The sequence below is a fragment of the Ensifer sp. M14 genome, from assembly GCF_003355565.1.
Lineage (GTDB): Bacteria > Pseudomonadota > Alphaproteobacteria > Rhizobiales > Rhizobiaceae > Ensifer.
On sequence record NZ_QJNR01000007.1, the window covers coordinates 728504 to 748588 of the forward strand.

21 protein-coding genes are annotated in these 20085 nt (G+C 61.8%); 13 read left to right on the plus strand and 8 right to left on the minus strand.

Going from position 1 to position 20085, the window contains the following annotated elements; all coding sequences use genetic code 11:
* Nucleotides 1-107 precede the first annotated feature (107 nt).
* A complete protein-coding gene (locus BLJAPNOD_RS25095; protein WP_115421816.1) occupies nt 108-581 on the plus strand; it encodes an Lrp/AsnC family transcriptional regulator in 474 nt (157 codons plus the stop codon).
* 60 nt (nt 582-641) lie between these two features.
* On the opposite strand, the gene BLJAPNOD_RS25100 is transcribed toward BLJAPNOD_RS25095, so the two are convergent.
* Nucleotides 642-1544 carry a LysR family transcriptional regulator gene (locus BLJAPNOD_RS25100; RefSeq protein ID WP_077501792.1) on the minus strand — a complete coding sequence of 301 codons (903 nt, stop codon included), beginning with the start codon at nt 1542-1544 and terminating at the stop codon, nt 642-644.
* Between the two features lie 112 nt (nt 1545-1656).
* On the opposite strand from BLJAPNOD_RS25100, the gene ilvD reads away from it, so the two are divergent.
* From ilvD to BLJAPNOD_RS25135, 7 genes are all read left to right on the plus strand, one after another.
* A complete protein-coding gene (gene ilvD, locus BLJAPNOD_RS25105; protein WP_077501560.1) occupies nt 1657-3330 on the plus strand; it encodes a dihydroxy-acid dehydratase in 1674 nt (557 codons plus the stop codon).
* 244 nt (nt 3331-3574) lie between these two features.
* The gene (locus BLJAPNOD_RS25110; protein ID WP_115421817.1) at nt 3575-4642 is read left to right on the plus strand and encodes an ABC transporter substrate-binding protein; all 1068 of its coding nucleotides are present in this window, start codon (nt 3575-3577) and stop codon (nt 4640-4642) included.
* Nucleotides 4623-5693, plus strand: coding sequence for an iron ABC transporter permease (locus tag BLJAPNOD_RS25115; RefSeq protein ID WP_115421818.1), 1071 nt, complete (start codon nt 4623-4625; stop codon nt 5691-5693). The genes BLJAPNOD_RS25110 and BLJAPNOD_RS25115 overlap by 20 nt, the downstream gene beginning before the upstream one ends.
* Complete coding sequence (locus tag BLJAPNOD_RS25120) at nt 5686-6444, plus strand: ABC transporter ATP-binding protein (protein ID WP_115421819.1); 759 nt, start codon at nt 5686-5688, stop codon at nt 6442-6444. The genes BLJAPNOD_RS25115 and BLJAPNOD_RS25120 overlap by 8 nt, the downstream gene beginning before the upstream one ends.
* Nucleotides 6437-7732, plus strand: coding sequence for a hypothetical protein (locus tag BLJAPNOD_RS25125; protein ID WP_115421820.1), 1296 nt, complete (start codon nt 6437-6439; stop codon nt 7730-7732). The genes BLJAPNOD_RS25120 and BLJAPNOD_RS25125 overlap by 8 nt, the downstream gene beginning before the upstream one ends.
* Nucleotides 7733-7762: 30 nt before the next feature.
* Complete coding sequence (locus BLJAPNOD_RS35220; protein ID WP_139353898.1) at nt 7763-8161, plus strand: hypothetical protein; 399 nt, start codon at nt 7763-7765, stop codon at nt 8159-8161.
* 10 nt (nt 8162-8171) lie between these two features.
* Nucleotides 8172-8651, plus strand: coding sequence for a DUF2809 domain-containing protein (locus BLJAPNOD_RS25135; protein ID WP_244611081.1), 480 nt, complete (start codon nt 8172-8174; stop codon nt 8649-8651).
* On the opposite strand, the gene BLJAPNOD_RS25140 is transcribed toward BLJAPNOD_RS25135, so the two are convergent.
* Entirely contained in the window at nt 8652-9233 is a 582-nt protein-coding gene (locus tag BLJAPNOD_RS25140; protein ID WP_115421822.1) for a TetR/AcrR family transcriptional regulator, read from the minus strand.
* A 130-nt stretch (nt 9234-9363) separates the two neighbouring features.
* Between BLJAPNOD_RS25140 and BLJAPNOD_RS25145 the strand changes: the two genes are divergently transcribed.
* Nucleotides 9364-10569 carry an MFS transporter gene (locus BLJAPNOD_RS25145; protein ID WP_077501547.1) on the plus strand — a complete coding sequence of 402 codons (1206 nt, stop codon included), beginning with the start codon at nt 9364-9366 and terminating at the stop codon, nt 10567-10569.
* Between the two features lie 110 nt (nt 10570-10679).
* Here the strand turns inward: BLJAPNOD_RS25145 and BLJAPNOD_RS35440 are convergent, their stop codons facing one another.
* The 6 genes from BLJAPNOD_RS35440 to BLJAPNOD_RS25175 form a co-directional block, all read right to left on the minus strand.
* Nucleotides 10680-10985 (minus strand): hypothetical protein, encoded by a 306-nt coding sequence (locus BLJAPNOD_RS35440; RefSeq protein WP_158556166.1) that lies wholly within the window; start codon nt 10983-10985, stop codon nt 10680-10682.
* Between the two features lie 135 nt (nt 10986-11120).
* A complete protein-coding gene (locus BLJAPNOD_RS25155; protein ID WP_115421824.1) occupies nt 11121-11834 on the minus strand; it encodes a DUF6065 family protein in 714 nt (237 codons plus the stop codon).
* A gap of 125 nt (nt 11835-11959) precedes the next feature.
* Nucleotides 11960-12199 carry a 4-oxalocrotonate tautomerase family protein gene (locus tag BLJAPNOD_RS25160; protein WP_115421825.1) on the minus strand — a complete coding sequence of 80 codons (240 nt, stop codon included), beginning with the start codon at nt 12197-12199 and terminating at the stop codon, nt 11960-11962.
* Between the two features lie 109 nt (nt 12200-12308).
* Complete coding sequence (locus BLJAPNOD_RS25165; RefSeq protein WP_115421826.1) at nt 12309-13022, minus strand: SDR family oxidoreductase; 714 nt, start codon at nt 13020-13022, stop codon at nt 12309-12311.
* Nucleotides 13023-13163: 141 nt separating this feature from the next.
* A complete protein-coding gene (locus BLJAPNOD_RS25170; protein ID WP_115421827.1) occupies nt 13164-14096 on the minus strand; it encodes a LysR family transcriptional regulator in 933 nt (310 codons plus the stop codon).
* A gap of 138 nt (nt 14097-14234) precedes the next feature.
* A complete protein-coding gene (locus BLJAPNOD_RS25175; RefSeq protein WP_077501536.1) occupies nt 14235-15557 on the minus strand; it encodes an MFS transporter in 1323 nt (440 codons plus the stop codon).
* Between the two features lie 264 nt (nt 15558-15821).
* Here BLJAPNOD_RS25175 and cyoA point away from each other — a divergent pair, with 264 nt between their 5' ends.
* The 4 genes from cyoA to cyoD are packed head-to-tail and all read left to right on the plus strand — an operon-like array spanning nt 15822 to nt 20079.
* Nucleotides 15822-17015: a ubiquinol oxidase subunit II gene (gene cyoA, locus BLJAPNOD_RS25180; protein WP_115421906.1), complete on the plus strand. Its 1194-nt coding sequence runs from the start codon at nt 15822-15824 to the stop codon at nt 17013-17015.
* A 31-nt stretch (nt 17016-17046) separates the two neighbouring features.
* Nucleotides 17047-19050: a cytochrome o ubiquinol oxidase subunit I gene (gene cyoB, locus BLJAPNOD_RS25185; RefSeq protein WP_115421828.1), complete on the plus strand. Its 2004-nt coding sequence runs from the start codon at nt 17047-17049 to the stop codon at nt 19048-19050.
* A 1-nt stretch (nt 19051) separates the two neighbouring features.
* Entirely contained in the window at nt 19052-19675 is a 624-nt protein-coding gene (gene cyoC / locus BLJAPNOD_RS25190; protein ID WP_077501533.1) for a cytochrome o ubiquinol oxidase subunit III, read from the plus strand.
* Nucleotides 19672-20079 carry a cytochrome o ubiquinol oxidase subunit IV gene (gene cyoD / locus BLJAPNOD_RS25195; RefSeq protein WP_077501532.1) on the plus strand — a complete coding sequence of 136 codons (408 nt, stop codon included), beginning with the start codon at nt 19672-19674 and terminating at the stop codon, nt 20077-20079. The genes cyoC and cyoD overlap by 4 nt, the downstream gene beginning before the upstream one ends.
* Nucleotides 20080-20085: the final 6 nt, after the last annotated feature.

Sequence of the window (20085 nt, forward strand, 5' to 3'; positions counted from 1 at the left end):
GTTTCCTCCCAGAGTCGGACAGACGGTAAGTCTAATCGATCGGTTGCACGCAAACCTCATCATTATTATACTCAGACGATCAAAAATCGGGTCATATGATCGGAAAAATGGAAAAGATTGACGATATTGATATGCGGATTCTGTCCTGCCTGCAAAAGGACGGCACGATCTCGCAACGGGATTTGGCTGACCGAGTCGGCCTGTCGCAAAATGCCTGCTGGCGCCGCCTGCAGCGGCTGAACGCCAGCGGGCTTGTGCTCGGCACCCATGCGGCGATCGACGTCGCAGCGCTCGGCTTCGACCTCACCGTGTTCGTGATGATCCGCACCCGCCACCATTCCAAGGAATGGGCAGACAGCTTCCGCACGCATGTCGAGCGCCTGCCGGAGGTGACGGACCTCTACCGGATCGGGGGCGACTGGGATTACCTGATCAAGGTGGTGACGCGCGGAATGGCCGGCTATGACGCCTTCTATCAAAAGCTCATCACCGATTTCGACCTGATGACGGTCACCGGCTTCTTCTCGATGGAAACCATCATCAACAACCGCATGCCCGACCTGCGCGGCCTGGTGCGGTAGCGTTCCCCGCCATTCCCGAGATGCCGTTGCGCTGCAGTCAGGTGGGCGGAAGACGCATGGTCAATCGGTATCGGCCGCTGCAGCAAGAAAAGTGTCGAGTGCCGGATTTTGGTCTGCACTGCGCCACGCAAGGCCGGTTTCAACCTCCGGCACGCGACCCGCCAGAGACAGATAGGTTGCGCCGCGCCGCTGAAGATTGGTCATCGATTGCGGGACCAGAGCGACGCCAAGCCCGGACGCGACCAGACCGACGATCGTCTGCATCTGGATGGCTTCCTGGTGGGTCGAGAATGCCATTCCGTGCTCGGCAAAATACCCCGAGACGATGTCATGAAAGGCCGGTGCGGCCCGCCGTGGAAAGACGATAAGGGGTGCCTTGAAGAAATCGGCCGGCTCCAGATTGCTTGCGGCAAAGCCCTTTCGTCCCTGCTCGATCCAGGCCGTGGGCACCGCGGCAACCAGCGGCTCGCGCAAGAGCGGCATGTAGGAAAGGGTCGGATGAAGAGACGCGCGGCTGGGGGCGATGATCAGCCCGACATCGACCTCTTCATCGAGCAACGCCTCTATCTGGATATCGCTGGTGGCTTCGCGCATCGTCAATTCCACATGCGGATAGGCCGCGCGATAGCGGCTGACCATGTCGGGCAGCACGCTGTAGTCCGCCGTGCTGACGAAGGACAGACGCAGAACCCCGATCTCGCCGCGCGACAGCCTTCTTGCCGTGTCGGCAAGGCCGTTCGCGCCGTCGAGCACCTGGCGGACGTGGGCGAGCCATTGCCTTCCGACAGATGTCAGCTCCACGTTCCGCTTCGTGCGCCTGAAGAGCTGCACGTTGAGTTCCTTCTCCAATGCCTGGATCGATTGGCTGAGCGGCGGCTGGGTCATGTTGAGGCGAGAGGCCGCATGGCCGAAATGCAGTTCTTCGGCGACGGCGACGAACTGGCGAAGTTGCCTCAAATCCATGATGCAGTGTCCCATTGATATGTTCAGCGACTTATTCGAGCGAGAAAAGTATATTTCACACGCCTCCTGAACGCCAGTAAACTCGGCCTCGAACCAATGGAGGGAGCACGCCATGGCCTACAACGAGCGATCGAAACACATCACCCAAGGCGTCGCACGGTCCCCCAACCGGGCGATGTACTATGCGCTGGGCTACGAGAAAGCCGATTTCGCCAAACCGATGATCGGCATTGCCAACGGACATTCGACGATCACGCCCTGCAATGCCGGGCTGCAACCATTGGCGGACGCCGCGGTGGCTGCCATCAAGGCGGCCGGCGCCAATCCGCAGGTCTTCGGGACGCCGACAATCTCCGACGGCATGTCGATGGGCACCGAAGGCATGAAGTATTCGCTTGTGTCGCGCGAAGTCATTGCCGACTGCGTCGAAACGTCGGTGCAGGGTCAGTGGATGGACGGCGTGCTTGTGCTCGGCGGCTGCGACAAGAATATGCCGGGCGGCATGATCGGCATCCTTCGGGCCAATGCTCCAGCGATCTACGTCTACGGCGGCACGATCAAGCCCGGTCATTGGAAGGGGCAAAGCCTTTCCATCGTCTCCGCCTTCGAAGCCGTCGGCGCCTTCATGGCCGGCAAGATGAGTGAAGAGGATTTCGAGGGCATCGAACGCAATGCCTGTCCGTCGACCGGCTCCTGCGGCGGCATGTATACCGCCAATACCATGAGTTCCTCCTTCGAGGCGCTCGGCATGTCGCTTCTCTATTCCTCCAATATGGCCAACCCGGATCAGGAGAAGTTGGACAGCGCCGCCCAATCGGCCCGCGTCCTGGTCGAAGCGGTCAAGAAGGGCATCAAGCCCCGGGACATCGTCACGCGCAAATCGATCGAAAATGCCGTCGCCCTGATAATGGCAACCGGAGGATCGACCAATGCGGTGCTGCACTACCTCGCGATCGCGCATGCGGCCGAGGTCGAGTGGACGCTCGACGACTTCGAGCGCGTCCGCCGCAGCGTGCCTGTCCTCTGCGACCTCAAGCCGTCTGGCAAATTCATGGCCGTCGATCTGCACAAGGCGGGCGGCGTGCCGCAGGTGTTGAAGATCCTTCTGAATGCGGGCCTTCTGCACGGCGACTGTCTGACGATCACGGGCAGGACGATCGGTGAAGAGCTTGCAGCCGTTCCGGACCAGCCACGGATGGACCAGGAGGTTATCCGACCCTATGAAAGACCGATCTACCGCGAGGGCCACCTGGCGGTCCTGAAGGGAAACCTGGCCGAAGGTGGTGCCGTTGCCAAGATCAGCGGCTTGAAAAGCCCTGTCATGAGCGGGCCTGCGCGGGTCTTCGAGGACGAACAATCGGCGATGGACGCCATCCTGTCGGACAGGATCAGGCCGGGCGACATCCTCGTGCTTCGCTACCTCGGGCCGAAAGGCGGTCCTGGAATGCCCGAGATGCTCGCGCCGACCTCGGCGATCATCGGCAGGGGGCTCGGTGACAGCGTCGGCCTCATCACCGACGGCCGCTTTTCGGGCGGCACCTGGGGCATGGTTGTCGGCCACGTCACGCCGGAAGCTTTTGAAGGCGGCACGATCGCGCTGGTGGAAGAGGGCGACCGCATCGTCATCGACGCCCATCAGCAACTGCTGCAACTCGACGTGGACCCGGAGGAGCTGACAAGAAGGCGCACCCAGTGGCGGCAGCCGGAACCGCGCTACAAGCGCGGCGTACTGGCCAAGTTTGCAGCCCTGGCGCGCCCGGCCAACGAGGGGGCTGTGACCGGGTGACGGTACTGCGGGCTTAAGTGTGTGCGGCAGGTGATCTTGAGCACGTCTACCCACTGCTCAATCGCACATTGCCTGCCTCCGCTCTCTTGCGCTCAACGCGAGCAGTGCCGGCCAAATGCGACCCTCATACCCTCAATTTGTGCTGGACACGCAGTCTTAACTTGACTAGCAAACTCATGAAATTGCCACAGGGTCGTCGGCGCTCGGGTCACCAGGGCGCAGGCGCCAGTCAAGGGAGTGATCCATGTCCTGCCGCCTCAAGGCCTTCTCCGCATTGGTAGTGTCGTTGTCGCTCGTCCTGCCGGCAATGGCGCTTGCTGAAAGTTCGTTCGTCGATCACCGCGGAAAGACGATCACCTTTGCCAAGCCCCCCGAACGGGTCGTCACCATCGTCCGCTCCGCGCCGATCATCTATCGCGCCGTCGATGAAAAAGCAGACCATATCGCCGGCATGAACAAGGACAGCCTGGTGCGCTATTTCACCAAGGGCATCTATGCCGAGATGCTGCCGGAGATGGCAAAGGTCAACGCAAGTGCTGCTCAGGACGGTTTCGTGCCGAATGTCGAGGCGATCCTGGCACAGAAGCCGGATGCGATCATCCAGTGGACCCACGACGAGAAGCTGATCGAGCCGCTGGAGCGCGTCGGTCTGACGGTCGTTGGCTGGCAGTGCTGCTCGGAGCAGGACCGGCTCGACTACGTCACCTTGACCGGCTACATGACCGGCCGCAACGACCGCGCCCAGGCGATCCTGAAGGCGCAGTCCGATATCCTGAAGGAACTCGACGGCAAGGTCGCCAAGCTCGACAAGGCCAAGCTTCCTTCGGTGCTGCACATCGACAAGGTCGCCGACCAGATCCAGGTCATCGCCAACGGTTCGCAGGACCTGTCGTTGAGCGGCGTCACCAACCCGGCAGCCGACGGCACCGGCGAATGGTGGCGCACGGTCGATTTCGAGCAGCTGCTGGTGTGGAACCCCGAAATCATCATCATCCCGGCCTATGCGGACGATCTCAATCCCAAGGACTTCTTCGACAACCCGGTGCTGGCGAGCCTCAAGGCCGTCAAGGACAAGCGCGTCTACAAGCAGCCGGTCTTCGCCCGCACGCCCGACGCACCGGAAATTTTCCTGACGTCCGAATGGCTGGCGGCGATCGCCCACGGTGCCGACTTCGCGCCAGAATTCAAGACGCAGATCGGCGATACCTACAAGCTGATCTACGGTGCCGCCCTTTCGGACGAGCAGGTGAAGTCGATCCTCGAAACCGAGCGCAACGCGCCGGCGACCAGATATGCCGAACTCTTCGACTGAGGCGCCGTCAACCGGCTGGGTCGGCCGGAAACTGGCTTCGGTTTCCGTCCTCCCGGCGCTGATTGCGCTGCTGGTCGTCGTCATCCTCTATTCGATAACGATCGGGCGCTACGACCTGTCGGTCAGGGATGTCGCTTACATCCTGATCGACAATGTCCACCCGCTGGTCACGGCCTATTGGGATCCGGTGCAGGAAGTCGTCGTCGAGCAGGTTCGCCTGCCGCGCATCATGGCGGCCGTTATCGTCGGCTTCGGGCTTGCCGTTTCGGGTGCTGCACTCCAGGGGCTTTTCCGCAATCCGCTGGTCGATCCGGGCATCATCGGCGTCACGTCGGGCGCCGGCTTCGGCGGCACGCTGGCAATCCTCATCGGTATGCAGGGCTACCTGCTTTTGGGGCTGGCCTTTCTCTTCGGTGTCGGCAGCGTCTTTCTGGTCAAGCTGCTGGCGACCGTTCGCGGACGCACGAGCATGCTGACGCTGGTTCTGGCCGGCGTGGTCATATCGGCATTCTTTTCGGCGGCGATTTCCATCGCCAAGCTGCTCGCCGATCCCTTCCAGAAACTGCCGGCAATCACCTACTGGCTGATGGGCAGCATCGCCTCCAGCAACTATCTCGATGTCCTGCTGGTGGCCGCCGCCGTCGTGCCTTCCGCTCTTGCGATCTATCTCCTGCGCTTCCAGATCAACATCATGTCGCTTGGGGAGGAGAAGGCGCGCGCCCTTGGCACCAAGGTCGTGCTGGTGCAGTGGATCATTCTCATCGCCTCGGCGTTGATATCGGCGGGCGTGGTCGCGACCTCGGGCATTATCGGCTGGGTCGGTCTCGTCATCCCCCACGTCGCCCGCGCACTGGTTGGTGCCGATCATCAACGTCTTCTGCCTGTTTCCGGCGTGATGGGTTCGATCTATCTGCTGATGGTCGACAATCTGGCGCGCACGGTGACGACGGCCGAAATCCCGCTCGGCATCATCACCGCGCTGATCGGCGTTCCGGTTTTTGCGGTGATCCTGCGTCGCCTGCATGCCAAGGGAGGCTGGTCCAGTGATTGAGGCGAGCGATCTCACCGTCGAGCGTGGTGGCAAGACCATCCTCAGGAATTACAGCCTGAGCCTTGAACGCGGCCGGACGCTGGCCGTTCTCGGCGCCAACGGCGTCGGCAAGACGACGCTGATCAACACCCTCATCGGCCTCATCAAGCCGAGGTCCGGACATCTTTCGATCGGCGGGCAGGTGGGCTTCGTGCCGCAGCTGTTCGAAGTGCCGTTTGCCTATTCCGCCCTCGATATCGCGCTGATGGGAAGAGCCCGCCACCTCGGCCTGTTCGGCGCGCCCGGCAGAAAAGACTATGAGATCGTCCGGCACTACTTCCATATGCTCGGCATCGAACATTTCGAACCGCAGGTCTTCAATTCCCTGAGCGGCGGCCAGCGCCAGCTGGTCATGATCGCCCAGGCGCTGGCATCGGAATGCGAACTGCTGGTGCTCGACGAGCCCTGCGCGGCCCTCGACTACAAGAACCAGGACAAGGTTCTGGGGCTGCTCGAGCACCTCGGGGAGACGCACGACATGACGATCGTCTTTTCCACCCACATGCCGCAGCACGCGGTCGAGATCGCCAGCGACGTGCTGTTGATGACCAGCGGCAACAGCTATGTCTGCGGCCCGACCGCAGACGCGCTCAGCGCCGAAAACCTGAGCGCCCTTTACGACCTGCCGATCGCGCGGGCGGATTTCGACGGGCTTTCCAAACACACCTATGCGCCGGTGTTCCGGCAAGACGGAGCCAATCTCGATGGCTGAGACGAGACGTGGCAAAGGCATCGCCTATATTCACTGGGGCAACAGCTGGCAGCTGCGCAGCTTCCAGGATTTCCGCCATTATCTCAACGACCTCGTCTATATCCATGACCTGCCCAAGGTCGACCTGTCGGCCTATGCGGCGGTGGTCATGCCGGATGCGATGGACGCGGCGGCACCGCTTGCCTATGCCGAGCAGCTGAACGCCTACATGCATGGCGGCGGTTTTCTCGTTGTCTGTCTGCAGGGCCATGCGAACTGGCTCGACATTCCCGGACTGACATGGACGCCAGGCAACTGCCGTGACTGGTTGTGGTGGACCAAGGGCGAAAGGCTGGAGGTCAGTCTCTCCGCACCGCATCACCCGATCACCGAAAGCCTGCCGCTTGCGCATATGAGCTGGCATTGGGGCGGCTCCTATAACGTGCCAGAGGGCGCGCGCTCGATCCTTGAGATCGACGACGGCGGCGGCAGCCTGTTCCTCGACTTTCCGTCGCTTTCGGGCGGTGGTCGGCTGCTGCTTGCAACGCTGGACCCGCACTCGCACAACGGCCAGCGCTTCATGCCGGCGACGACACGCTTTCTGCAGTCCTTCTATCCCTGGCTGAACCGCGAACTCGGGATCGAACGGCCAAAGAGAAACCGCTTCACCTATCTGCAATGCTCGCATGTCCCGTCGGAGTGGCACCCCGAATGGATTGACCCGAGCCTGAAGCAGGCGGGATTTGAGCCGCACTTCGCTCCGCTTTACGAGCTCGGGCCCGAACTGCTGGGCAAGACGGACACGCTTTACATCCCGAGCAGCCACGACGAGTTCTTCCTGAAAAGCCGGGCCGACGATCTCGTCGCCTTTCTCGAACACGGCGGAAACCTGATCATTTGCGCGGAGCCATGCCAGCCGTGGCTGCCGTTCATGGCGCCGTTCCACGCGGTTTCGCCGCGGCCGTTCAGCAATATCAAGGTCAGGGTGCGCAACGACCGGTTCGGGATTTTTGCCGATCTCGGAGAGCGCTTCGACGGATGGCAGGGGATTTTCGGCCAGTATGCGCGTGGTTGGACCGACCCGCCGGCAGGGGCGATCTGGCTGACAGATGTCGGTCCCGAGGGCGACCCGAAGCCGGCCGACTGGATCTGGCAATATCCCACGCCGACCGGGCGCGGTGGGTATGTCTTCATGCACAATGGCGACAACATGACGCGATATCCCGATCACGGTCCCAACAAGGAGGCGCTCGTCGCCAACATCGCCGTCGCGCTCCGAAAGCTCTCCGTCGGCGAGTTGCTGTTCTAGCGGGCGTGGGGTGAAGTCGGAGCGGGGGCTATGGACCTGATGAACGGCACGCCCGACGAAACCGCCGTCGCGTCGTGCGAAATTGACGCTTCAGCCGCGACTGGCGGCCTCGATCAGTGTCTGTTTCAGGGAGAAACCCGACGTTGGCGCGAAGTCAGCGCCACCATGTTTCTGGGCGCCACCGACCTCCATGTCGATGAGCCGGTCGTCTATCGCAGCCGCGTGGCGGGCTTCGGTTGCGACTGGCAGTCTTGCTGCGTTCGTCTTCATCATGCAGGGCAGGCCGAAGGCGTCGCTGTGCTTAGAATTTTTCCCGGCAACGGTGGCATCCGCGACGATTTCGCGCTCGCCGATGGTGATCCGGCATTTCGTTCTGCGCGTGAAACGGCTTGTACTGTCCCGCGGCTGTTCCGAACTTGCGCGGCCTGAGGCAGCAGAAATGCTGCTCGCGATGGTGTCCATTGCGTTGCTTCGCCGCTCGACAGGCCGGTCGCGTCCCGTTACATCGCTTGCCATGCAACTTCACTTCGATCGCACGGCTTTCGTGTTTTCCATCCTGCTGCTCGTCATCCTTGTTCTGCTGGCAACCCTTGGGGCCAGCTGGGGATGGGTTCGCGGTTTTTCCGGAGATGTCCTTGCCGTCATTTGGGTGTACTGCACGCTCGGCTCGATCGTGAAGGCTCGACCTCAACTGCTTGCCAGCGTCGCTTTCCTGCTGGGCGTGACCATCGAGCTTACCCAGTATCTGGCGGCCATGCTCGATATTCGCATTGCCAATTCGATCTTGAGGATCGTGATCGGCGCCACGCCGGACTGGTGGGATGTGCTCGCCTATGGGTTGGGCGCTGTCGTCGTCCTTGGTCTGGCGACGCTCAAGCGCTTCTGGCCGCGGCGCTCTATCACAGCCGTTAACCTCTGATCAGGCGAGTTCGCCGACCAGCGCGGGCGAAATCAGCTCCATTGCGCCTGACACCAGGCGTGCGACATGTGCCGCATCCGGCGCCTCGCCAAAGAGGATCCGGTACATGATGGGCGAGACGACGCGGTCCATGATTGCGTCGACATCTGGAAATGCTTCGCCACGGCCTTTCGCGCGCTCCGCAATCACCTCGATCTGCTGCTTGGTGAAGTTGCAGCACTGATAGGCGCCGCTGCCATCCTGCGCCGCCAGTACGTCGCGTATCATTTCGCGCCCCGGTTTTGACGACATTTCCTCGGCATATTGCTCGGCCCAGGCCAGAAGATCCTCACGCCCATTTCCCGTGGCGACCGGCTCCATGTCGGGTTTCAACCGCTCGACAGCGACGTCCGCCAACAGCTCCTGGATATCACCCCAACGGCGGTAGATGGTCGACGGCGTAACGCCTGCCTCCGCGGCGATCACAGGGATGGTGATATCCCCGCGCTCCATTCTCGTCATCAGCGCCTGGACTGCGCCGTGCACCGACGCCTGCACCCGAGCACTCCGCCCTCCCGGGCGAAGACCTTCCCTGCCTGCCATAGACCTTCCTTCCGTCCGCTGCGTATGGATCAGAAACGTTCATCGTAGCATAAACGCAAATTATTTGCTTTTATGCCTGCTTGTTCCTATATCGCCCAAACGCAATGATTTAGCGTTAAGGACCATATAGATGTTCTCCTCTGCCAAATCCAGTGAGAGCGGCTCTCCCGCCGCCAACCCTATCGCCTTCCACGCGGTCACGCTTGCCACCTTCTTCGGCGCATCGGCAGCACCCACGCCGCTCTACCGCATCTACCAGGAGAGCTTTGCAGCCTCGCCTGTGATGATGACCGGGATCTTCGCGGTCTATGCCTTTGCACTTCTTTCGGCTCTGCTGGTCGCCGGGTCGATATCCGACCATCTCGGTCGCAAACCGGTGATCTTTGGTGCACTGCTGCTCGAAATCGTGGCGATGGCGCTCTTCGTCGTCGCCGATGCACCATCCTGGCTGATCGCAGCGCGCATCGTTCAGGGGCTTGCAACCGGGATAGCCGGCGCCTCGATCGGTGCATCACTGGTCGACGTCGATCGCGTGAAGGGACAGCTCGTCAATTCGCTGGCGCCACTGATCGGCATGGCCGTCGGCGCCTTGGGGACCAGCGCGCTCATTCAATACGGGCCATTTCCGCTGCATCTCGTCTACGGCCTGCTCTTGATCGGCTTTGTCTTGCTGGCAGCAGTGATATGGCTGACGCCGGAGACCGGCGGCAAGCGGTCGGGCGCCTTGTCTTCGCTCAAGCCGACGATCGTCATTCCGGACCAGATCAAGCGACCGCTCGCACGGGTGACGCCGATCAACATCGCCAACTGGGCGCTTGGCGGCTTCTATCTCTCGCTGATGCCGTCGCTGGTTGCGTCCGTCACCGGCAGCAGGGCACCGTTGACCGGTGGTGCCGTTGTCGCTGCATTGATGGCGGCGGGCGCCATCAGCGTCTTCCTGCGCCGCGCCTGCGGTGCCCGTTCGAACGTGACCTTCGGTGTTTCGGCAACGACCGTGGGCATGCTGATCGTGGTTGCCGGCACGCACCTTGCAAACGTTCCGGTCATGATCATCGGCACCCTTCTGACCGGGGCCGGCTTCGGCACCAGTTTTCTCGGGATCATGGGGTCGATCATGCCGCTCGCCAAGGCGGATGAACGTGCCGGGCTGCTGTCCGCTTTCTACATCCAGAGCTACCTCGCCTTCAGCCTGCCGGCGATGGCTGCTGGTTTCCTGGCAAAGACGCTGGGCTACCAGGCAACGACCGACATCTACGCGGCCGTCATCATTGTCACGGCCGTCGCGGGGCTTATGGCAAGCCGCGAGCGGCGGGTAGAGGTGTCGGCGGTTTCATGACCGATCGTCGCGTCGCGCCGGCAGCAGTCAGAACGGAGAAAGTTGTTCTCGATGGAATAGAGTTCTCCGATGCCCGTTACTCCTTCGAACCGGAGATGCCGGTTCGCTTTTCAACAAGGAGTTACGGGCATGAAGAACCATTGGAAATTGAGCGCAGCCCTTATCGCCGGCGTTGCCGCCTTTGCCGGTACGCAGGCGCAGGCAAAAGAGAGCGCGGCGCCCGCGCATACCCACGGCAGGCAGGCGGGCGGCCATACTGACGGCAGTATCATGGTTGCCGGCAACAGCTCCTCCAACTCGTCGAGTAATTCGAGCTCTAATTCTTCGTCGAACTCGAGTTCTAATTCGTCGTCGAACAGCTCTTCCAACTCGAGCTCGAACGCCAGTTCGAATTCGTCTTCGAATAGCTCTTCCAATTCCTCGTCGAACGGCTCGGACCGCTCCTATCGCCCGGGTAAGGTGTGGCATACGCGCTGACCGTATGGTCGCAAGACAAACGAGACGAAGCGGGGACCGATCGACCGGTCCCCGTTTTCATTGCCGACAGCAACTCAGCGCGCAGCGCGCGCGATCTTTCGATACCAGCCAGGGCTGGCGATCGTGTTGCGGTAGACGGTGTCGCGGCTTGCTGCTTCCTCGCCTGTTTCCGCACGGATCTCCGCCCTGACCGCGGCATCTTCGCGACGAAAGGGAACGACCTGAACAAGCGGCGTGCCCTTCTCGATAACATGCACGCCGTCCGGCGCGGTTGCGAAGAATGGGAAATGGATGTTGGCCGAGTAGGTATCGGTATCGACGACGCCGGCGACGCACTCGAACGGTTGCGGCGGTCGGTTGAGCGGTGGCACGAACAGGCAGCTCCAGCCGGGAGGCGTACGGATGGACCAGTAATTGTGAAACTTGCAAGGGGGGCTCGGCGCTTTCGGATTGCCCGCGACCTGGTGGGCGCCGTGATTGCTCACCATCACCCGGTCGAATTCCCAGCCGGCCTCGACGGCTCGCCCGTCGTCGCGGACGTCGAGACGAACCGTGGCTGCCAGCGGCAGGATCCAGCCTGTCGTCATCGCGTCGAGGAAGGGCATGCAGCGCTTGATGGTCAGGCCGTTGTCTCTCGCCGAAAGATGCTGCGGATCGACGGCCGGCAGCTTGCGGTACCATTCCGGCAGGCTGGTCTTTGCCGCCACGGGCGGGGCAATCACCCCCAGGTCTTCCGGCTGGCAGAGGAATTGAATGCGTGGCGGTTCTTTCTTCCAGAAGTGCAACATGTCCGTTCTCCGTTCGGGTGGACGGAAGAACGGATGCATCAGGAGTTTATTCCATGGCCACGCGAGACGACGGCGCAGTTGTCGGCGCCATCGTCTCTAGGGTGCGGGAGGGGTTAACCTGAATTTCACGGCGCAGCTTTGGCTGCGCGCTGAGCCCGGTATTGCGCAGTCGGCAGGCCGCCCCAGCCCCAATTGTCGAGATCGACCTCCTCGATGATCACATAGGTCGACTCAAGCGGCTTGTTCAGCACGTTGAGCAGCACTCCACTGACGCCGCTGATGATAGCCGCTTTTTCTTCGGCGGACACCGAAGTGCGGTCGGCCGACGTTCCTTCGCGCGTGACCTGTACGGTGACGATAGGCATGGCACTCTCCTTTGTTGGTGGTTTGGCGATGTCGGGACAGCGGCGGTGTGCAGGCGCAGCCGAAATCGGTTTGCCGGCTCGGCCAAGGGGCGAGCCGGCGTCAAGGCAGCTACCAGCGCCCGGCGTTCTGGCCGCCATCGACGTGGAGGATTTCACCGGTCACGAAATTGGCCGTCTCCAGATAGAGCACGGCATCGACGATATCGTCGATTTCGCCCATCCGGCCGACCGGGTGCAACGATGCCAGCGCGGCGTGTGTCTCGGGCGCATGCATCGGCGTCTTGATGATACCAGGCGAAACGGCGTTGACGCGCACGCCGGTCTTTGAAAACTCAATGGCGAGCGACTGCGTCACGGCGTTCAAACCGCCCTTGGTCAGCGAGGCAAGGGCCGCCGGCAGGCCGGCGATCGGCTGGTTGACCAGGCTGGTCGTGATGCTGACGATGTGGCCCGAACCCTGTTTCAGCATCTGCGCGGCGGCGCGCTGGGTGATGTGGAAGAAGCCGGCGACATTTACACCCAGGTTGTCGTCGTAGTCGGCCTGGGTGAACTCGGTAAACGGCTTCGACAGGAAGACGCCGGCATTGTTTACCAGAGAATCGATGCGGCCGAAGCGCTCCAGCGCCACTCTTGCGATCCGCTCGGCGGTCTCGGGCTTGGCGATATCGCCCTGAACGATCGCGATATCAGGATCGGCGCTCTCCTTGATCGACCGGGATGTGGCGACCACGCGATAGTTGCGGTTGCGGTAGGCTTGCACCAATGCGGCGCCGATGCCTTGCGACGCGCCGGTGATGATGACGACTTTCTGGTCCGTGTTCATGATCTTGATCCTTTTCAGTTGCAGCGATCGCTATTCGGCGACCGCTCGACGCCCTCGGCGTTGATGCGACTGTTTTAGATCCATTGCGAATTCGGTAGAATATTCGCTTATTGGCGAGCATCCGTGCGATTATCGGCATAATCAGATCGGCGTCCCTGCCTCCTGTGCCAAACGCGCAAACTCCGCACGCAGGGTTGGAACGGCAAAGTCGACAAAGGCGCGCACCTTCGGCACGGACAAGCGGCCGCGCGGCGCGAGCAGATGGACAGGCAGGGGAGGATGCTCGGCCTCCGCCAGCACGATCTTCAGTCGCCCGTTCCGCATATGCTCGGCGACGTGGTAGGAATAGAGCCTCGTCACCCCTTTGCCTGATGCAGCCGAGTCCGCTGCGGCGCGCACGCTGTTGACGACGCAACGCGGCGTCAGGTGAACCGTTCGCGGAATGGTCGAACCCTTCGCCGGTGTGAAGGTCCAGCTCTCAAGACCGAAATTGCTGAAGGCGACGATCCGGTGTCTTGCGAGATCCGCGGGTTCTTCGATCGGCGGGTGATCTGCAAGGTAGGCGGGTGAAGCGACGACGACGCGCCTGATATCGCCGCCGAGGCGGGTGGTAACATCGGATGAATCGGCCAGATGGCCGATGCGCAGCGCGATATCGATGCCCTCGTCGACGAGGTTGACGAAACGATCGAGCAGGAGCAGCCGGACCGAGACATCCGGGTAGTGATCGAGGAAACGATCGACGATCGGACGCAAAACCTCCTCGCTGACGATCGGCGGTGCCGAAATGGTCACCGTGCCGCGCGGGGCCGAACGTTCGCCGCCGGCCAGCAGATCCGCTTCTTCCAGATCGGTGAGCACGCGCCGGCACGCAGCCGCGTAGCGCTCGCCGGCCTCGCTAAGCTTGAGGGTCCGGGTCGTGCGGTGCAAAAGCTCGACGCCGACATGGTTCTCGAGGAAGCCCAGCGCCCTGCTGACCGCCGTCGGTGAGCGGTTCAGCCGCCTTGCGGCACCCGCAAGGCTGCCCTCGTCGATCGCCGTGACGAAGACCTTCATGGCGTCGATACGGTCCATTCTGCCGATCTCCGGTGCAATTGCTGCCAATCGGGCACTATTCGCTCGGCAAGCGGCAAGAGTAAAGGGGCGCCTCGAGAGGCAACGCGCCCCGTCGCAACGGTTGATCCGGAGGAAGGCCGCTGAGACGCGGCGCCGTTAATTCTGGTCGAGGGCCTTCGTAAGGCTGAGTGCCACCAGCGTGCAGATCGCACCGGAGATTAGATAACCGCCGATGAAGATGATGCCGAAGCTGGTCGCAAGCCCAAGCGCCACCAGCGGTGCAAAGGCGGCGCCGACGAGCCACGCCAGATCCGAGGTGAGCGCTGCGCCGGTATAGCGGTAATACTGGGTGAAACGCGAGGAAACGGCGCCGGAGGCCTGGCCGAAGGTCAGGCCGAGCACGGCAAAACCGATCAGGATATAGGCGTCCTGTCCGGCCCCGCCGGCGTCAAGCAGGAAGGGTGCGGAGAAACTGAAGATCGCGATCAGCGTCGCGCCGAGCATCAGCTCGTTGCGGCGGCCGATCCGGTCGGCGATCAGACCCGACACCACGATGCCGACGACGCCGACGGCGGCACCTGCCACCTGGACCATGAGGAACCGGGCCGCCGACTGTCCGCCATTGAGGATGACCCAGCTGAGCGGAAAGATCGTCACCAGATGGAACATCGCAAAGCTGGCGAGCGGCACGAAGGCGCCGAGTACCACGTCAACCGCATGCTTGCTCAGCATTTCGAACACCGGGCGGGCCTGCAGCTCCTGTGCGTCCATCGCGGCGCCGAACTCCTTGCTGCCGACGATACGCAGGCGCGCAAACAGCGCCACGACGTTGATCGCAAACGCCACGAAGAAGGGATAGCGCCAGCCCCAGGAAAGGAAATCCTCCTCAGAGAGATTGGCAACGAAGTAGCAGAAGATGACGCTGGCGAGCGCGAAGCCGATGGGCGCGCCGAGCTGCGGGATCATTGCATACCAGCCGCGGTGGTTCGGGGGCGCGTTGAGGTTGAGCAGCGACGCCAGCCCATCCCAGGCGCCGCCGAGCGCGAAACCCTGGCCCAATCTGAACAGCGCCAGCAGCGCCACCGCCCAGAAGCCTATGGTCTCAAAGCCCGGCAGGAAGGCGATCGATGCGGTCGAGCCACCAAGGATCACCAGGGCAATCGTCAGCTTGGTGCCGCGGCCGTAGTTGCGGTCGATCCACATGAAAACCAGCGAGCCGACAGGGCGCGCGATGAAGGCCAGCGGAAAGATCGCGAACGACAACAATGTTGCCGCCACCGGATTGGGCGCAAACGGGAAGATGAGCTTTGGAAAAACCAGGATCGAGCCGAGGCCGTAGACGAAGAAGTCGAAGAACTCCGACATGCGGCCGATGACAACGCCGATGGCGATGCTGCCCGGTGACAAAGGCTTGTCGTCATGGATGCGACGGGCGTCCCGCTCAAGGCCTGAAGACGTAGGATTGACGACCGAGCTCATGAATTCCTCCCGGCGATTTGTGCCGCCTCGTCGAAATGTTGATCAATCAACGCCCGAGATCAAGGAAGCGGCGAAAAAAAACGTGGACTCACCGGCATCTTCCCAATGGTCAGCCGGCGAGGATGCACTAGATTGGGCACTTGCGGACGTCGCTGTCTATTCTGCTGCGATGCGACAGAATGCTGCAGTGCGACGAACAACCTCATTCCGCCGAGCCCGATACGCGACTAGTGCCGAATAGACAAAACGCAAATGGAGCCCGAAATGCCCACTCCATTGAAGCTCGCCGGACGATCGGCCGTTCTTCTATCGACGCTCGCCCTTGCCGGGTGCGACATGGTCGTGATGTCGCCGTCCGGCGATATTGCGGCGCAGCAGCGAGATCTGATCGTCGTTTCGACGATACTCATGTTGATCATCATCGTGCCGGTGCTTTTCCTGACGCTGTTTTTCGCCTGGCGCTACCGCCAGTCCAACACGGCTGCAAAATACGATCCGGAATGGCATCACTCGACCGGGCTCGAAGTTGTCATTTGGTCCGCGCCGCTGGCGATCATCATCGCGCTCGGGGCCGTCACCTGGATCAGCACCCACAAGCTCGATCCCTACCGGCCACTCGACCGGCTCGATGCCAACAGACCCGTTCCCGCCGACATCAAGCCTCTGACCGTCGAGGTGGTGGCGCTCGACTGGAAATGGCTGTTCTTCTATCCGGATTACGGCATCGCCACCGTCAATGAGATGGCGGCACCTGTCGACGTGCCGATCAATTTCAAGCTCACCGCCTCCTCGGTGATGAACTCGTTCTACGTGCCGGCGCTCGCCGGCATGATCTACACGATGCCCGGCATGCAGACCCGGCTGCACGCCGTCATCAACAAAAAGGGCGAGTATGAAGGGCTGTCGTCGAACTACAGCGGCGACGGTTTTTCGCACATGCGCTTCAAGTTTCATGGGCTCGACCAGGGCGGCTTCGATCAGTGGGTCGCAAGGGTCAAGAGCAACGGCACCATGCTCAACCGCGACGCCTACCTGAAGCTTGAGAAGCCGAGTACCAAGGAACCGGTCCGCTACTTTTCAAGCGTCGAGGATGGGCTTTTTGAAGCCGTGCTGAACATGTGCGTGCGCCCCGGCCAGATGTGCATGAGGGACATGATGCACATCGACTTGATGGGCGGCGGCGGCGTCGAAAGCCACGAGAACCGCGCCAAGCTCGAGCACGACAACCGTCATGCGGGCGAGACCGGCCATGTCGGCGAAGCTGCACCCGGCGCCACCTTCCCGGCAACGGGCAATCCGTCGAAGAGCGAAGAGCCGGCCGAAGGCATCGACCAACAACCGCAGTCGATGAACCACGACATGCACAACATGCACGGCGATCAGAAGCCGCCCGCCGAGAGCCAGGACGGTCCGGCGCCGGCGCAATTGAACAATTCCGGCACCACCACTCAGCCCTGAAGCCGCATTTCAAGAGAATTTGGATAGCCCTATGTTCGGTAGCACCAACCTCACACAATTCATCTTCGGGCGGCTCACCTGGGAGGCGATCCCCTATCACGAGCCGATCCTGGTCGCGACCTTCATCGCCGTTGCGATCGGCGGCATCGCCGTTCTGGCGCTGATCACCAAGTACAGGCTCTGGGGCTATCTCTGGCACGAGTGGTTCACGTCGGTCGATCACAAGAAGATCGGCATCATGTACGTGATCCTGGCGCTGGTCATGCTGATGCGCGGCTTTGCCGACGCGATCATGATGCGCCTGCAGCAGGCGATCGCCTTCAACGGCAACGAGGGCTACCTCAATCCGCATCATTACGACCAGATCTTCACCGCCCATGGCGTGATCATGATCTTCTTCATGGCCATGCCCTTCGTCACCGGCCTGATGAACTATGTGGTGCCGCTGCAGATCGGCGCCCGTGACGTTTCCTTCCCGTTCCTCAACAATTTCTCGTTCTGGATGACGACGGCCGGTGCCGTCATCATCATGATGTCGCTGTTCGTCGGCGAGTTCGCGCGCACCGGATGGCTTGCCTATCCGCCGCTGTCGGGCGCCGATTACAGTCCGGGCGTCGGGGTCGACTATTACATCTGGGGCCTGCAGGTGGCGGGTGTGGGGACGACGTTGTCGGGCATCAACCTGATCGCGACCATCGTCAAGTTGCGCGCGCCGGGCATGACGCTGATGAAGATGCCGGTCTTCACCTGGACGTCGCTCTGCACCAACATCCTGATCGTCGCCACCTTCCCGATCCTGACGGCGACGCTGGCGCTGCTCTCGCTCGACCGCTACGCCGGCACCAACTTCTTCACCAACGACCTTGGTGGCAACCCGATGATGTATGTGAACCTCATCTGGATCTGGGGTCATCCGGAGGTCTACATCCTCATCCTGCCGGCCTTCGGCATCTTCTCCGAAGTGGTCGCCACCTTCTGCGGCAAGCGCCTTTTCGGCTACGCTTCCATGGTCTACGCCACCTGCGTGATCATGATCCTGTCCTATCTCGTCTGGCTGCACCACTTCTTCACCATGGGGTCGGGTGCGTCGGTCAACGCCTTCTTCGGGATCACCACGATGATCATCTCGATCCCGACGGGCGCGAAGATGTTCAACTGGCTCTTCACCATGTATCGCGGCCGCATCCGTTATGAAGTGCCGATGCTGTGGACCGTCGGCTTCATGGTCACCTTCGTCATCGGCGGCATGACCGGGGTGATGCTGGCGATCCCGCCGGCCGACTTCGTGCTGCACAACTCACTGTTCCTGATCGCCCACTTCCATAACGTCATCATCGGCGGCGTTGTGTTCGGCCTGATGGCGGGCCTCATCTACTGGTGGCCGAAGGCGTTCGGCTACAAGCTCGATCCGTTCTGGGGCAAGATGAGCTTCTGGTTCTGGCAGATCGGCTTCTTCTTCGCCTTCATGCCGCTCTACGTGCTCGGCCTGATGGGCGTCACCCGCCGCGTCAGCCAGTTCGAGGACCCCTCGCTGCAGATCTGGTTCGTCATCGCCGCCTTCGGCGCGGTGCTGATCGCGCTCGGTATTGCCTCGTTCGTCGTCCAGCTCGTCGTCAGCTACCTGAGGCGTGACCAGCTGCGCGACACCACAGGCGATCCGTGGAATGCCCGCACGCTCGAATGGTCGACCTCGTCGCCACCGCCGGACTACAACTTCGCCTTCACCCCGGTCGTGCACGACCATGACAGCTGGTACGACATGAAGAACCGCGGCTACGAGCGCCCGCTCGGCGGCTTCAAGCCGATCCATATGCCGAAGAACACCGGCACCGGCGTCATCCTCGCCGGCATCAGCGTCGCGCTCGCCTTCGCGCTGATCTGGTACATCTGGTGGCTGGTTATCGTCTCGTTCGTTGCCATACTGGTCGTGGCGATCGGCCACACGTTCAACTACAACAGGGATTTCTACATCCCCGCCGAGACCGTGACGGCAGCGGAGGACGCCCGGTCCGAACTTCTGGCGGAGCGCAACTGACATGGCGAGCAAGACCCAAGCTGAAGCAACCGAAGCGCCGCAGTTCTACCTGGAGGAAGATCACCATCCCGAAGGCAGCACCATGCTGGGCTTCTGGATCTACCTGATGAGCGACTGCCTCATCTTCGCCGTGCTGTTTGCCACCCACGGCGTACTCGGTCGCAACTATGCGGCCGGCCCGTCGCCTGCCGATCTGTTCGACCTGCCGCTCGTTGCCATCAACACGGCGATGCTGCTGTTCTCCTCCATCACCTACGGTTTTGCCATGCTCCAGATGGAGCGCAACGCCAAGATGGAGACGATCTTCTGGCTCGGCGTCACCGCCGTGTTCGGGCTCTCGTTTCTCGGTCTCGAACTCTACGAGTTCTATCACCTGATCCAGGAGGGTGCGGGGCCGACGCGCAGTGCCTTCCTGTCGTCGTTCTTCACGCTCGTCGGCACCCACGGCCTGCACGTCACCTTCGGCATCGTCTGGATCGTGACGATGATGGTGCAGGTCAGAATGCACGGACTGATCCCGGAAAACCGTCGCCGGCTGATGTGCCTTTCGATGTTCTGGCACTTCCTCGACGTCATCTGGATCGGCGTCTTCTCCTTCGTCTATCTGATCGGAGTCATCGGATGAGCTCACAGCCACACAGCCTCGCGCACGAAGATGCCGGCCAGGCACATCATGGCCATAGTCACGGCCATGAAGCGGGCCATGGCTCGCTCCGTAGCTACATGATCGGCTTTGCGCTTTCCGTCGTCCTGACCGCCATTCCCTTCGCGCTGGTGATGAGCGGTGCGCTCGACAGCAAGATGGCGACGGCCGTGGTCGTCATGGGCCTCGGGGCCATCCAGATCGTCGTGCACATGATCTTCTTCCTGCACATGAACCAGCGCTCGGAAGGCGGCTGGACGATGATGGCGCTGATCTTCACCCTCATCATCGTCGGCATCGCGCTCGCCGGTTCGCTCTGGGTTATGCATCACCTCAACGTCAACATGATGCCGATGACCCACGAGATGATGAAGAACATGCCGTGACGGCCT

Coding starts and splice junctions, on each gene's coding strand:
- BLJAPNOD_RS25175 (WP_077501536.1), bottom strand. CDS start 15,557: ATGAGCTCGGTCGTCAATCCTACGTCTTCAGGCCTTGAGCGGGACGCC.
- cyoD (WP_077501532.1), top strand. CDS start 19,672: ATGAGCTCACAGCCACACAGCCTCGCGCACGAAGATGCCGGCCAGGCA.
- BLJAPNOD_RS25140 (WP_115421822.1), bottom strand. CDS start 9,233: ATGGCAGGCAGGGAAGGTCTTCGCCCGGGAGGGCGGAGTGCTCGGGTG.
- cyoA (WP_115421906.1), top strand. CDS start 15,822: ATGCCCACTCCATTGAAGCTCGCCGGACGATCGGCCGTTCTTCTATCG.
- BLJAPNOD_RS25115 (WP_115421818.1), top strand. CDS start 4,623: ATGCCGAACTCTTCGACTGAGGCGCCGTCAACCGGCTGGGTCGGCCGG.
- BLJAPNOD_RS25155 (WP_115421824.1), bottom strand. CDS start 11,834: ATGTTGCACTTCTGGAAGAAAGAACCGCCACGCATTCAATTCCTCTGC.
- BLJAPNOD_RS25170 (WP_115421827.1), bottom strand. CDS start 14,096: ATGGACCGTATCGACGCCATGAAGGTCTTCGTCACGGCGATCGACGAG.
- BLJAPNOD_RS35220 (WP_139353898.1), top strand. CDS start 7,763: ATGGACCTGATGAACGGCACGCCCGACGAAACCGCCGTCGCGTCGTGC.
- BLJAPNOD_RS25160 (WP_115421825.1), bottom strand. CDS start 12,199: ATGCCTATCGTCACCGTACAGGTCACGCGCGAAGGAACGTCGGCCGAC.
- BLJAPNOD_RS25125 (WP_115421820.1), top strand. CDS start 6,437: ATGGCTGAGACGAGACGTGGCAAAGGCATCGCCTATATTCACTGGGGC.
- cyoC (WP_077501533.1), top strand. CDS start 19,052: ATGGCGAGCAAGACCCAAGCTGAAGCAACCGAAGCGCCGCAGTTCTAC.
- BLJAPNOD_RS25165 (WP_115421826.1), bottom strand. CDS start 13,022: ATGAACACGGACCAGAAAGTCGTCATCATCACCGGCGCGTCGCAAGGC.
- ilvD (WP_077501560.1), top strand. CDS start 1,657: ATGGCCTACAACGAGCGATCGAAACACATCACCCAAGGCGTCGCACGG.
- BLJAPNOD_RS25145 (WP_077501547.1), top strand. CDS start 9,364: ATGTTCTCCTCTGCCAAATCCAGTGAGAGCGGCTCTCCCGCCGCCAAC.
- BLJAPNOD_RS25135 (WP_244611081.1), top strand. CDS start 8,172: ATGCTGCTCGCGATGGTGTCCATTGCGTTGCTTCGCCGCTCGACAGGC.
- BLJAPNOD_RS25100 (WP_077501792.1), bottom strand. CDS start 1,544: ATGGATTTGAGGCAACTTCGCCAGTTCGTCGCCGTCGCCGAAGAACTG.
- BLJAPNOD_RS25110 (WP_115421817.1), top strand. CDS start 3,575: ATGTCCTGCCGCCTCAAGGCCTTCTCCGCATTGGTAGTGTCGTTGTCG.
- BLJAPNOD_RS25095 (WP_115421816.1), top strand. CDS start 108: ATGGAAAAGATTGACGATATTGATATGCGGATTCTGTCCTGCCTGCAA.
- cyoB (WP_115421828.1), top strand. CDS start 17,047: ATGTTCGGTAGCACCAACCTCACACAATTCATCTTCGGGCGGCTCACC.